13 protein-coding genes are annotated in these 11,908 nt (G+C 46.3%); 2 read left to right on the top strand and 11 right to left on the bottom strand.

What is annotated here, in order from left to right; translation table 11 throughout:
* Positions 1–86: 86 nt before the first annotated feature.
* A complete protein-coding gene (locus A8O23_RS16220; protein ID WP_082883120.1) occupies positions 87–515 on the bottom strand; it encodes a DUF5655 domain-containing protein in 429 nt (142 codons plus the stop codon).
* A gap of 303 nt (positions 516–818) precedes the next feature.
* Between A8O23_RS16220 and A8O23_RS16215 the strand changes: the two genes are divergently transcribed.
* Complete coding sequence (locus A8O23_RS16215; protein WP_153042250.1) at positions 819–1,100, top strand: hypothetical protein; 282 nt, start codon at positions 819–821, stop codon at positions 1,098–1,100.
* A gap of 114 nt (positions 1,101–1,214) precedes the next feature.
* On the opposite strand, the gene A8O23_RS16210 is transcribed toward A8O23_RS16215, so the two are convergent.
* The 4 genes from A8O23_RS16210 to A8O23_RS16195 form a co-directional block, all read right to left on the bottom strand.
* Positions 1,215–1,595, bottom strand: coding sequence for a VOC family protein (locus A8O23_RS16210; protein ID WP_066623409.1), 381 nt, complete (start codon positions 1,593–1,595; stop codon positions 1,215–1,217).
* Positions 1,596–1,616: 21 nt separating this feature from the next.
* The gene (locus A8O23_RS16205; RefSeq protein WP_066623406.1) at positions 1,617–2,351 is read right to left on the bottom strand and encodes a L,D-transpeptidase family protein; all 735 of its coding nucleotides are present in this window, start codon (positions 2,349–2,351) and stop codon (positions 1,617–1,619) included.
* 348 nt (positions 2,352–2,699) lie between these two features.
* Positions 2,700–2,966 (bottom strand): DUF1456 family protein, encoded by a 267-nt coding sequence (locus A8O23_RS16200; RefSeq protein ID WP_066623403.1) that lies wholly within the window; start codon positions 2,964–2,966, stop codon positions 2,700–2,702.
* A 129-nt stretch (positions 2,967–3,095) separates the two neighbouring features.
* A complete protein-coding gene (locus A8O23_RS16195) occupies positions 3,096–5,585 on the bottom strand; it encodes an outer membrane beta-barrel family protein (protein ID WP_066623400.1) in 2,490 nt (829 codons plus the stop codon).
* 531 nt (positions 5,586–6,116) lie between these two features.
* On the opposite strand from A8O23_RS16195, the gene A8O23_RS16190 reads away from it, so the two are divergent.
* On the top strand, positions 6,117–6,407 hold the full coding sequence (locus A8O23_RS16190) for a YciI family protein (protein WP_066623398.1): 291 nt from the start codon (positions 6,117–6,119) through the stop codon (positions 6,405–6,407).
* Between the two features lie 133 nt (positions 6,408–6,540).
* Here A8O23_RS16190 and A8O23_RS16185 read toward each other — a convergent pair whose 3' ends face one another.
* From A8O23_RS16185 to A8O23_RS16165, 6 genes are all read right to left on the bottom strand, one after another.
* Positions 6,541–7,923 (bottom strand): mechanosensitive ion channel family protein, encoded by a 1,383-nt coding sequence (locus tag A8O23_RS16185; RefSeq protein ID WP_082883119.1) that lies wholly within the window; start codon positions 7,921–7,923, stop codon positions 6,541–6,543.
* Positions 7,924–8,092: 169 nt separating this feature from the next.
* Complete coding sequence (locus tag A8O23_RS16180; protein WP_066623396.1) at positions 8,093–8,581, bottom strand: DUF2628 domain-containing protein; 489 nt, start codon at positions 8,579–8,581, stop codon at positions 8,093–8,095.
* 132 nt (positions 8,582–8,713) lie between these two features.
* Positions 8,714–9,277, bottom strand: coding sequence for an HD domain-containing protein (locus A8O23_RS16175; protein ID WP_066623389.1), 564 nt, complete (start codon positions 9,275–9,277; stop codon positions 8,714–8,716).
* A 135-nt stretch (positions 9,278–9,412) separates the two neighbouring features.
* On the bottom strand, positions 9,413–9,646 hold the full coding sequence (locus tag A8O23_RS21240; protein ID WP_074988413.1) for a hypothetical protein: 234 nt from the start codon (positions 9,644–9,646) through the stop codon (positions 9,413–9,415).
* Between the two features lie 324 nt (positions 9,647–9,970).
* Entirely contained in the window at positions 9,971–10,354 is a 384-nt protein-coding gene (locus A8O23_RS16170) for a hypothetical protein (RefSeq protein WP_066623387.1), read from the bottom strand.
* Between the two features lie 532 nt (positions 10,355–10,886).
* Positions 10,887–11,903 carry a PorP/SprF family type IX secretion system membrane protein gene (locus tag A8O23_RS16165; RefSeq protein WP_066623384.1) on the bottom strand — a complete coding sequence of 339 codons (1,017 nt, stop codon included), beginning with the start codon at positions 11,901–11,903 and terminating at the stop codon, positions 10,887–10,889.
* Positions 11,904–11,908: the final 5 nt, after the last annotated feature.

Below are 11,908 nucleotides of genomic sequence, written 5' to 3'. Positions count from 1 at the left end.
AATTGGCTCTACATACACTAACTGTGGAAGGCACGGAAGTAACTTCCGCGCCATAGTTGTAAGAATTATGGTCTTCTATTATTTAGCTATCTTCTCAAGCCCTTCTCCGCATCCTGCTCATATGCCATGCGCATATAAAACAGCACCTCCTCATTCAGATCTTCTTTATCATAAAACCGCACGTAGTGGTTTGTGAGCTTATCGCCAAGATGCCCTATTTTGTGGAAGCAGAGCGTGTTGTCATAAACTTGGTTCAGAGGCAGGCACACGTCCAGAAAGTTTCTTCCGAACTGAAATATGGAGCAGAAGCGTGTGTTCTTGGCCAGCGAGATCATGGTTTTGGCGGGGTGAATTTTATAGTCGCCAATGGTGCGGTACTGCGCCAGAAAGTGGTGGTACAGGCTCACCGTCACCTCAGATTTGCCGCGCAAAAAATCAGCCTCGGTTTTGTCTAGGCAGGAGTGGGACTGGTGCGTGCGCAGAAAAGATTGGGTGCAGGTGGGGCAGGTCCACATGGGCGGGCGTTTTAGTCTTGTTTTCAGAAAACTAGGGCATAAACAGCAGCGAAGCAACTGAGCGTGCCTAAATTTAGAGCTAAGTGCTGGGGCAAAGCTCTGAGGTTCAATCTATAGTTTTGCTGCCAGCATTATGTATACTTCGTTTAATGATCAATTGTATGAATTTGTAGAGCCCTTTAGATTTACCTTTTTGGTATTTATACTAAATTTGTACGTATTTATACTGAATGTGAAACTTCAATGGGTGATTTGTCAGTTAATTGTCATTCCGAAAAAGAGTTCGTTGAATTTCTTTGTAAGGTGTTTAAATGCCTGCACCAAGACTGGAGCAAGATAAAGGCCATTGATTGGGACGATAACAATCAAGTTTTTTGGTTGATCACTAACAGTGAATTAAAGTGGTACGTGCAATCAGATATCATTGTGTTCAACGCCAATGGTTCAATACTCACCACGCAGGTTCCTCAAAATTCTGAACTACAGAAAAAGCTGACGCAGTTTCACACAGAATTCATCCACCCCGTCTTCTTGTTTAAGGAATATAAAGAGGATTTAAAGAATTGCGTGGAATGGAATTCCTAAAAATATAAATTGCTTTACACTGTTTTTGGCCTGTTTTAAGAAAAGTAAGCCAAAAACAATTTCTTCTTAGAGCGGAAGTAGCACTTATAGGGGAGGGCGGAGCTACCGAGTGCCTTACCTTACTGACGTGATCCACCAGGTGTTGCCACAAAAGTCTTTCACGCCGCCGCTGCGGCCGTATTCCTGATCGCGGAGTTCCAGTACTGAGGTAGCGCCTTCCGCCAGCGCCTTCTGATACGCCTCGTCGGCGTTGGGTACGTATAGGAAGAGACCTGCAGGCTGGGCAGTCCATTCGTCTGTGGCTTCGGCAATCATAAGCGTGCTGCCGCTAATGGTCACTTCAGCATGCATGATCAAACCGTCTTCACGTAGGTGCTTCATTTTTTCCTCCGCCCCAAACACCTTGTGCAGGAAATCTATAAGCTGCGAGGCTTTGGGTACGATCAGGTACGGCATTACGGCCTGGTAGCCAGCGGGAATAGTAGGACTGTTCATTTTGTCTTTTTTTAGAAGATCTTACCTGAAAACATAATTGCCAGCAGCGTTAACCTGTACCGTCGGCAGCTTTTTATTTTTCTCGAAATAGGTGTACCCACCTTTCAGGTTCTCCCAAAACGAGAGCAAAGGTTTCTTGTTAGCGTACTCCTGTTGTAGCTGGGTATAGGCCGTTGTGCTGTAACGTGCCGGAAAAATATGCACCGGAATTTTGGTTTGCCCGTTGTTAAAAGCCTCCGCCGCCAGCAGGTACACCTCCTTTATTTTGTCATCGGTGATGGTGATGCAGCCAATGGTCACGCAGGCTCCGTGAATAAAGATGTCACCGCCCAAACGGCCTTTGCCTTTGATCTTATCGGCGGCATTGGGGTAATTAATGCCCAACGAGAGGTAGAAATTACTCTGGGGATTAAAGCGGTCTATGAAGTAATAGCCTTCTGGAATTTGTAAGTCCCCTTCCTGGCGTTTAGGCCCCAGCGTGCCTGACATGGAGCAGAAGGGGTAAGTAATCAGCAACTGGTAGTTCTGATCGGTTTTGTTTTTAGCCCACACCTCCAGCACTTCTTCCTGCTTGAAAGCCCTCATGTACAGCTGCAGCGTGTTCAAAGAAAGGGATTTGCTTTTCAGCAGCCGCTCTGCCCCGGCCTTTTTTTCCTGATATGCCGTTTGCACCCGTTCGTGCTTCAGTTGTTGATCTTTGAAACTATCGGCGGTGAGTAGGCCTGCTAAAAGGAGCAGAATGAAGGCGTGTTTCATGTGTTAAGTCATTGAACACATGAATTTAATGAATTATTCTATTCTTGCTATGTTTGGGTTGTTATTCTGTAATAGGAGTCAATAAAGACGAAGGCAAGGCTGAAAAAACCTTCTCTTTTTGCCCTCCAAAAGGATCTTGGGACAAGCCAGAAAAGCCTTTTTTCCCGTGCTACTGCAGCTTGCCTTTGAGATCTGCCAAAGTCTATTGAAAATTTAAAAATGCCAATCGGGAGATTGGCTGTACGGTAGGTGCGTAGAGCGCTACGCTAACTCTACGCACAACAAAATTATGAAAAGTCAGTCGCTCAAATAGATGCCAAAAAACAATCAGCAACAAACAATCAACTATCAATTAGTCTTGCGGTACGGTTTTTTGGCTGGTGCGGCTTTCTTTTCTTCTGGGGTGCCGCGCATGTGTATGACAAGGCCATTCAGGAAGTTACGCAGCAGTTGGTCTCCGCAGGGTTTATAGTTGGGGTGGTCTTCTTTCCGGAATATAGCGCCTAATTCACTTTTGGTCACGTTGAAATCCACCAGCTTCAGAATGTTGATTATGTCGTCATCGCGCAGTTGCAGGGCCACGCGCAGCTTTTTCATGATGTCGTTGTTGGTCATAAAGCAGGTTCAAGTTGGGTGTAAAAGTACAACTTCTTACGTAAGCCCAGCAAAGCTGGCGTAACACCCGCTCATTTTTCCTGTTTTAGGCTTGGTTTTAGAAATTCAGGTCTAAAACAGCCCCAAAACTCAGCCTCTTTTCTGCTCAGGCTCGTCTACCAGTTTCTTCAACACTTTGTCAGACTTGAATTCCATTTTGCCGAACCGGAAGTTAAAGCTCAGGCGCACAATGCGGTTGTAGTTGTTGTTGAAGTTGCTGTTCACCGAGTTTGGGTTACGCACCGTGGTTTGAATGGTGTTGTTGCTGAACAGAAAATTCTCCACGTTCAGGCTAAGGCTGGCTTTCCGGTTCATGAACTGTTTGCGTAGCCCCATGCTGTACGAGTAGAAGGGGGTGCTTTTGCTTTGCAACGACATGCGCCCAGAATTATATGAGCCAGCCGCCTGTACGCTGAACTCCTTCTGGAAACGGTAAGAAGCATTGGAGCTCATGTTGTACATAAACCCGGAGCGGCGCAGTGTGGTGGTTCCGTTGTCAATGAGCAGGTCGTTGTAGAAAATGTTGAAGTTGGCGCCAAACTGCCCTTTCTCCAGAAATCGGGTGTTCAGGGAGAGGTTGGTGCCGTAAGAGGCGTTTTTGCCCAGGTTGCGGTAAGTAGTGTGCTGAATGGTGTCACCGTTCTCTACCACCGGAAGCTGGTAGTGCCCAATGTCATTGTTCGTTTGCCGCCAATACGCCGAAGCCGATACGCTGGTGCGCTTGATAAACCAGCTGTAGCTAAGGTCAGTGTTGTGCGTCAGCTCAGATTCCAGCTCGGGGTTGCCGTACCTGATGTTGATGCGGTTGCTTTCGTTGCGGTAAGGGTTTAACTGCCAAATGCCGGGCCGGTGTATACGGGTGGAGTAACTGATTCTGATGCGCTGGTTGTTCTCGAAATTGCGCAGGAACATGATGTTGGGCATAAAGTTGCTGAACGGTCGGTCAATGGTAGAACCCGTGGTGGCAAAATGACCGTGAACGTTGGTGTACTCATAGCGCCCGCCCAACCGCAGCACATATTTCTTATCTAGGCGGTAACGGTACGAGAAGTAGGAGGAGTACACATCCTGATCATAGTTGAACACATTAGACCGGGCCGGGTTTACCTCCAACGGTGCTTCTGGTGACCGTGCCGAAGAGAACTGGTAGTTGCTGGCCGAGGAGCGGAGTACCGCCTTGCTGCCTACTTCCAGATGCCCCCACTTGTCAAACGGGTGAGAGTAGTCAGCCTGAAAGACCATTTCTCGGTTTGTGCCGTGGTTGTCGTTCCGCTCCAGGTAATCAATTACACCATCGGCGTTCTGTTGGTCAAGGCTGTAGTCGCTGTTGCGCTGGTTTGTGTTGTAAATAGCCATCAGTTCCAGCTCCTGGTCTTCCTTATGGAATTTCTTTTTGTGGCGCACATTCAGGTCAACGCTGCGCGATTGGCCCACATTGTCTATGTTGCGGTTGTACTGCCGGATCAGAGCTCCATCGGCGTTTGTTTCAATAGAGTTCAAGATGCGCTCGTTCAGGCTGCCGGAGCGGTTTACCCGCATGTTGGCGCTCAGGTTGTTCTTCTCATTGAAGTCATAGTCAGCGCCCAGCTGAGAAAACAGTGAGCGGCCGGTGTTGTCAAAAGTGCTGGTCTGTCTTATTTGTTTTGAGGCATAAAGCACCTGATCTTCCTCCATAAAATACTGCTGCTCTGATTCAGAATCGCCGAAGCGGTCGTTGAAATTGCCGCCCACGCTGGCTCTCACACCCAGTCCTTTCTTGCGGACATTCAGGTGAGTGTTCAGCCTATTGGCGCGGTTACCGGTGGTGGCCGTTACAGATCCGGTCATGCCTTCCAGATTGCTTTGCTTCGTGATGATGTTCACTACCCCGGCACTGCCCTCGGCGTCATACTTTGCGGAGGGGCTGGTAATTACCTCAACACTTTTGATCATGTCAGACGGAATCTGCTCCAGCGCCTCAGCCAAATTGTCGCCTAAAATAGAGGAAGGTTTGCCGTTAATAAGTATGCGTACTTTGTTACTGCCCCTCAGCTCTACGTTTCCGTCTAAATCAACAGAGAGCTGCGGTACTTTTTTCAGCACATCGGCGGCTGTGCCTCCAATGTTTGTGATGTCGTTTTCGGCGTTGTACACCAGCCCGTCATCGGTTTCCTGCACCAGGTCTTTTTCACCGGTAACCACTACCTCTTCCAGTTTCTTGCTGTCGGTTTCTAATAAAATGGTACCTACGTTTAAAGTGGTTGCGCCACTAGAAACCGTAATAGGGTAAATTTTAGTTTGATACCCAATAAAACTGATGGCGAGGTTGTATTTGCCCGGTGCTACTTGCGGCAAACTGAATTTCCCATTTTCATCGGCAGAGGTGCCGGTCAGGTTTTTGCCCTCCTTGTCTTGCAGCGCCACGGTGGCAAAGCCTACTGCTTGTTTGCTGGTGGTATCTTGCACCACGCCTGTTACTGTAGTAGAATTATGTTGACTTCGCTTAGTAAAAGATACAGAAGTGTTGGCCCCTGAAGCGGCAATTGTGGAGGAAAAACAGACTAAAAGCGCAAAAATGCTCAGGAGGAAAAGTTTCTTCATTAATGCCTTCAGGCCATGTGCCTGTTGAGTTTACAGGTAAAAGACGTTTGGTAAAGAGTTAAGCCGCACTACCTCCGCCACTTCCTAAGCTTTAACTCCTGCTTTTAGATAACGCTAGGCCTCAAAGGTTTAATGTGCTGAGGTAAAAAAAGAAAATGTAGCCAATGTTTGAGCTAAAGATGAAAAATAGAAGACAGTCTCTACAGATTGCACCAAGTCTTTACTAGTTCAAATTTCTTACTTCTGGCATTTTGAAAGGAGTACTAGCGACAAACTTTTGTAATAGAATTGGAGCTATTTTCTAGCTCGTAATTAAGTTCTTTACAAGAAATCAGCGGGAGAAGCTTATTTCATGTCAATAAATTGTGTGGCGTCAGGCTGCTTTCTGCTTCAGTTTCTAAAAATTGTGTTTTAGGGCAGTTTTTGGAAAAATGGCTCCAAAGCAGCTTCGCAAGAATCAGGAGCGTTTTTAGTGGAATGGTTTGGTGCCTAACTAGTACCTTTACGGCTTAACTGAATCTTCTGAATACTATGAAACAATATCTGATTACTGGCATAGATTATACCGATGCAGGTGCCTTAGATCGTAGAATGGCAGCCCGGCCTGCGCATTTAGAGGGGGTGAAAAAGCTGAAAGAAAATGGCAACTTCATCTTAGGTGGTGCTCATTTAAGTTCTGAAGACAAGATGATAGGTTCTACCATGGTCATGCAGTTTGAGCAAGAGGCTGACCTGCAGAACTACCTTGACCAGGAGCCATACATTCTGCAGAAGGTTTGGGAACAAGTTGAAGTTAAACCGTTCAAAGTAGCGCAGGTCTAAGCAAGGGGTTCCAAAGTCATGTCTCGTAAGGGGCTGAGTTTCTGTGCGAGTGATTCTCCGCCACGAATCACTCACACTGCGCCCCCAAGCTTACAGAGCGACCATCCTCTCCTTGGCAATGAAAGCTACTTCACTAATCCTCTCCCTCAATTTTGCCTGTGCCAGGTTCAGGGGTTTTAAAGGAAGAGACGGTAACAGGGGCACCCTCAGGATTGATAAACTGAACCTGTTGCCTTGGGTAAACGGGTATGATAATGCCTGTGTACTCAGGTTTGTTCAGCTCTTGGGTGATTTTAAAAGTCAGGTCGCTTTTCCACTTTCTTCTTTCACGCGCACCCACTAAATAGCGGGTGGTGATATTTGTCCAGGAATCTTCCAGAGAAACAAATACCTGGGGCTTTTCCGAAACGGAGTCAGAGATTCCCACACGTTCCAGCAGCTTGCCATATTGACGGGCGGGTTCCATCATATAGTTCCCTAATAAATCTGAAGCTACGTTTTCTATTACATCAGCCGCAATTTTTAAATTAGATTCGTTGGCTACGGCCACGGATAATTCATCCCAGACATAGGGGAAGTCGCCGGTGAGGTTGATGACGGTGCCAGACAAGATTTCATTGTTCGGAAACGTGACCATACGGCCGGTAGGCTGCTCTGCCTGCACAAAGCCCGGGGCATAGGGGGCGCCAATTTCCCAGACGGTCGTGGTCAAAAAGTCTATGCGGTACACATCTCCGAACACTTCGCCTACCCTAATGCGGTCGCCTACCCGGTAGTACCCCTGAAAAGAGTTGAGCAGCCAACCCGTGAAGCTTTCAATAGGTGTTTGCAACGACCATGACAATGCCAAACCGATCAAGCCAAAAGAGCCAACCAACGCTCTGATATCTCCGGCCACAATACTGACTGTTATACCAATTGCCAAAAGCCAGATGGAAATAGTAATGAGGGTAATAATGGCCCCGGAGCTATGCCAGTGCCCTATGCTTTTCCGAAGCAGCGTTTTTACCAACCTTACAATAAGCCAGGCAAGCAACAGTGCTCCAAGGGCTATCAATATTTTAGGCAGGTTGTAAAAAAAGCTGTTCCAGAGGTTCTGAATGGCGCTGAGGGCTTCATCGGTGGCTTCCTGACTTGACTGTGGCGCCTGCAGCGCCAGGGAATCTACCGCGGCGGAGTCTAGAGAGTCAGAAAGCGTATCAACCACCACTACTTCCGTCTCCTGCAGCGTGGTGTCGTCTTGAAAACCAAGCCCGGCCTCGCTAGGAGAGATAAGCATGAGAATAAAACCCGTAATGGCCACAGCCAATACCGAGGCTTGCCTGAAGCCTTTTAATCGGTTTTCAGCTCCCTTTACCGCGGAACCTTGCCGTAACCGGCGCTGCCTTTTGCCAATGACGACCCTCTTTCTGGAGGTGGTGACCTCGTGGCTTTTGGTCACTACCCTTCGGGTTGATGTCTGGTGAGATGGTACAGGAGCCTTTGTATTTCTGAAGTAGCGTTTGGGTGAGCGCATTTTTCCGTGCTAATGTCTGAAATGAAGATGCCGAAAACCCTGCTCAGGCCTTCGGTTTCTTCTCTATACGGAAAAACCAACCTCAAATGATTTGTTTAAAGCTGATTCCTTGGTTTACCCGATTCTGTGCCACACGCCGCTCACGTTTCTTTGCACTATAAACTTTGAGTTACCTGTTGAACAGAACACTCATCAATAGAATGAGGGCCAGCAGAATGTGAGGCATATAGGTTGTGCCCCCCATCTGGTGCAGCCGATCTACCCGTTCCTGTGGACTAAGGCTGGTTCTTTTCAGGCGGTTAACTTTGGTTTCGGCTTGCCGCAGGTAGAGGTAATTGCCCAAAAAGCCAACCACAATGCCCCATACTAAGGTCATGCCACGGTCAATGTACAAGGCGGTTTCTTTGGTTATAATGCTTCGTTCTGTAAGGGAAACAATGATCATGCCCTGTGCTATTACCAAGCCAAGGTATACCAGAGCCGGAATAAACATTTTGCGGTATAGCATCCAGAGCATAGAAAAGAAAAATGCTCCAAGGTTAAAAGTGAATTTTCGGCCATTCTGGTACTGCTCCAGCTTGCGCAGGTAATAATCTGCACTTTGCCCAAAGTAAGCGTGGTAATAGTCTTCAGTATAGTCTTCTTCTGGTTCTGCCATTTAAGGAATATAAGTGGAGCTATTAGGTATAACTCCTTGAAAATTGAAGCCTCCAGTTGTTTTAGACGTCTTTTACGAAAAGTAAGGCTAAAACAACGGAAGAACCTTATGCGGTTTCTCAAAGAAGGGGCGTTAATCCCCTCCTGAGGGTACTGGGTTCAGGTTCAGTTCCTGGGCGTGCGGCTGTAGCGTCTTAATAATGAAATCAATATGCTGGGCTAGGTCTACTTCAAGTAACTCTGCGCCTAACTTTACTTCGCCACGGTCTACAGATGCGGCAAAGCTGGCTTGCTTCAATTTCTTAAGTACAGATTTAGCTTCTAAGCCTTCCAGGCGCTGTGGCCGGACCTGTGCACAGGCTACTACAAAGCCGGTAATCTCATCACAGCCAAGTAGTGCCTTGTCTAGCAGACTTTCGTGCGGAACACCCCAATGGCTGTAGTGCCCCGAAATAGCGTGAGCCATTTCAGGTTCGCCTTTTTCCTTTAGTAGGTTTACAATTACCTGCGGGTGCTGCTCAGGGTAGGCTTCATAATCTGCGTCGTGCAAGAGGCCAGTGTTACCCCACAGCTCCGGATCTTGATTTTGTTGCTGAGCGTAAGCCCTCATGACCAACTCAACGGTGCGGGCATGGCGCAAAAGACTTTCGCTCTTAGTGTATTGGTGTAAAATATCAGTAGCTTCTTCTCTGGTCATATAGCATATATAGGCCATGAAATTAAAAGAAGACCACGGGCTACGCAAGAAAAGGTAAGAGAAGAGAGTTGTTTTAGGCCTGTTTTGCAGAAAACGCAGGCAAAACGCTACTGCAGTTCTTTGAACAGATCATCTTTAATGGTGGTGGTGATGATGGTGATCGTCATCACTTGGGTCGTGGCGTAAGTTCTGGACGGTGCCAAATATGAAAAGAACTCCCCAGCACAGATATAAGTAATTGAACGATTCAACTTCTTTTCCCCACAAGTGTAGCAGTACATGTGCCAAAGCAGACATGATAATTCCCGTGAGGGCAACGAACTGGAAGGAGTTCATCTGCTTGGGGTTGTATATTTTAGACCATTCCATAGGCGGTTGTTTATACTAAAAGCGTGTTCTGCTGCCCATAAATATTCATTGTCTATACGCATTTAGCGCTTGAAGAGGTAAAAAATGAGCAACAGCAAAAAAGCTGTCTGTATAGATAGGGGCTTTGATAAATGATTTATGGCAACTGGGCAAAGGTAGCATTTTCCGCAGCTACTGAATAACTCTGCCTGATTATTATAGCGCGTCAATACGGCTGTATTGTATAGACTTTATTACAGCGCCAGTTGGGTGAAAAAGAAAAAGGCCCCAAGTATTGGGGCCCTCTTCCGCTTTTGGGGGATTGCTCAGGTAAAGTTTTTATAGCTATTGCCCTTTTATTTTTTGGGTCAGCGTTGTAAAGTTAGCTTCAGGACGTTGTTTGAATTCCGCGTAAGCAGCCACTTGGCGGCTATTCAGTATTTTGAAGACTTTCTCCTCATATTCCTCCTCAATTTCTTGAAGGCGGCTATTGAGCATCACTTCGTCATCGGCGTAAAGTTTTTCAACTTCTGTGGTTAAGGTTAGTCTTTCAGTGTTGATGGCTTTCAGTTTGATATAGTCAACTTCATTTAGAGCCATGCTCTCTGCCATTAATCTGGTAAGGTCTGTTGTAGCCTTCTCCATAGCTGGGTTTTGAGGAGTATTTTGGGCTACGGCACTTACTGCAAGTGCTAATAAGAAGTACAGGGTAAGAGTAAAGTTTTTCATAGTGCATTTGTACTTTAGTTTTTTAAAAAAGATGCTTTTAAGGTAGTGTTTTGTTCTAGGTCTTAGTAAAATCAAATAACTTGATTTATTAGATTTAACGGCTTTGTCTAATCATAGTTTTGGTAAAATGCGCTTAAACGCTATTTTGTTATTATTTTATAACTATAATGTTTGAATAATACAATTATTAATATAAAAACAGTATTGGAAAACTTAAATATATTGTTTTGGTGTTTTGATATAATAGGTTTGCAATATATTTGGTTTTAATAATGGGTTGTTGTGGGGTTCTCTATAATGTTTGGCTAGTGATAGTTAAAATAATAGATGGAATGTAGTCCCATTAGTTGGGTTGAGTAATTGCTGAAAAGGGAGGAGGAGGGGTAAGATAATTGTCTGTGCTGTGGTAAGTTAAACGAGAGGGTTCTTTCAACGGGAACAGGGTCTGGTAAAAATAAATCGCCCGTTTCAGGCCTGCTTTTTTAAAAACAAACCTGAAACGGGCGATTTATATGTAGCTGTAGGTGTTAGCCTACCAAAGCCACTGGGGGCACAGGAGGCGCCCTTTGTTTTGTAATTTGATACCTAAGATTAATTCGTGGCTTCCGGCGCTGGCGGTGCTAAGTTCTGAGGTAGTAAGATCGTAAGAGTATCCCATATCTAATATGTAATTTAAATTTATTCCGGCCAGAGCTGCTACTGCGTCTTTATGTCGGTAAGAAATTCCAGCCCATATCCGGTTGGCGTAAGTAGCTTTTAAGTTAAGGTCTACTGAAACCGGGCTCGGTGCTGCTACTTTCACCATGACAGATGGTTCAAGCGACAAGTCGTACCGTACGCGTAACCGTACCCCGGAGGTGGCGAAGTAATGTGGCTGGAGCCCTTGCTTTGCTATGGCGCTGTTTTCGTTTTTAGCCATTTTCTCGGTAAGAAGTTGGGCAGCAGAAAAGCCTACATAGAAATTGTCTGAGTAAATCCAGGTGCCTAGGCCTAAGTCAAAGTTAGTCTGAGATAAACGGCCATGCTGTAACGCAGGGTCTCCTTCGTTTCTGAGGTGAATGGCATTGCCGTCAAGTCTAGTTTGTACTAATCCGCTAGACACCCCAACTGACATGTTGATCCGTTTTGAGAGAGGGTGGTGGTAGGCGTAGGTTGCGTTAAGGCTGGTATTGCTTAAAGGACCAGTTCTGTCAACCTGAGCCATGGCTCCAAAGCCATGGTGTGGGCGTGATTTATGGAATTTGGTGTTCCGGTTACCTATAACAGGAGTTTTGGGTATAAACCCTTTGCCTGTCTGGCCAAGGGGTCTGTTGCGGTCACTCATGCCCAGAGAAGTGTGTCCACTGACATAATATGTGACAGGTGCGCCTTCTATGCCTACCCATTGTCTGCGGGTACCCATACGAACATCAGTGTAATTTTCTATGCCTGAAAGAGCAGGGTTCAGCAGGTAGTTGTTAAACAAATATTGGCTGTACTGCGGTTTTTGCTGGGCCATGGCTGGGGTTAACAGCACCAGAAAGGCCACAAGGTGTGCAAGCTTCTTCATTATTG

It is taken from the genome of Rufibacter roseus, from assembly GCF_001647285.1.
GTDB classification, from domain to species: domain Bacteria; phylum Bacteroidota; class Bacteroidia; order Cytophagales; family Hymenobacteraceae; genus Nibribacter; species Nibribacter roseus.
This window is presented reverse-complemented; position numbering and strand designations above follow the sequence as displayed.

What these genes read in the sequence shown, in the direction of transcription:
- A8O23_RS16190 (WP_066623398.1), top strand. Translation starts at nt 6,117, where the DNA reads ATGAAACAATATCTGATTACTGGCATAGATTATACCGATGCAGGTGCC.
- A8O23_RS16175 (WP_066623389.1), bottom strand. Translation starts at nt 9,277, where the DNA reads ATGACCAGAGAAGAAGCTACTGATATTTTACACCAATACACTAAGAGC.
- A8O23_RS21240 (WP_074988413.1), bottom strand. Translation starts at nt 9,646, where the DNA reads ATGGAATGGTCTAAAATATACAACCCCAAGCAGATGAACTCCTTCCAG.
- A8O23_RS16165 (WP_066623384.1), bottom strand. Translation starts at nt 11,903, where the DNA reads ATGAAGAAGCTTGCACACCTTGTGGCCTTTCTGGTGCTGTTAACCCCA.
- A8O23_RS16205 (WP_066623406.1), bottom strand. Translation starts at nt 2,351, where the DNA reads ATGAAACACGCCTTCATTCTGCTCCTTTTAGCAGGCCTACTCACCGCC.
- A8O23_RS16170 (WP_066623387.1), bottom strand. Translation starts at nt 10,354, where the DNA reads ATGAAAAACTTTACTCTTACCCTGTACTTCTTATTAGCACTTGCAGTA.
- A8O23_RS16200 (WP_066623403.1), bottom strand. Translation starts at nt 2,966, where the DNA reads ATGACCAACAACGACATCATGAAAAAGCTGCGCGTGGCCCTGCAACTG.
- A8O23_RS16210 (WP_066623409.1), bottom strand. Translation starts at nt 1,595, where the DNA reads ATGAACAGTCCTACTATTCCCGCTGGCTACCAGGCCGTAATGCCGTAC.
- A8O23_RS16220 (WP_082883120.1), bottom strand. Translation starts at nt 515, where the DNA reads ATGTGGACCTGCCCCACCTGCACCCAATCTTTTCTGCGCACGCACCAG.
- A8O23_RS16185 (WP_082883119.1), bottom strand. Translation starts at nt 7,923, where the DNA reads ATGCGCTCACCCAAACGCTACTTCAGAAATACAAAGGCTCCTGTACCA.
- A8O23_RS16195 (WP_066623400.1), bottom strand. Translation starts at nt 5,585, where the DNA reads ATGAAGAAACTTTTCCTCCTGAGCATTTTTGCGCTTTTAGTCTGTTTT.
- A8O23_RS16180 (WP_066623396.1), bottom strand. Translation starts at nt 8,581, where the DNA reads ATGGCAGAACCAGAAGAAGACTATACTGAAGACTATTACCACGCTTAC.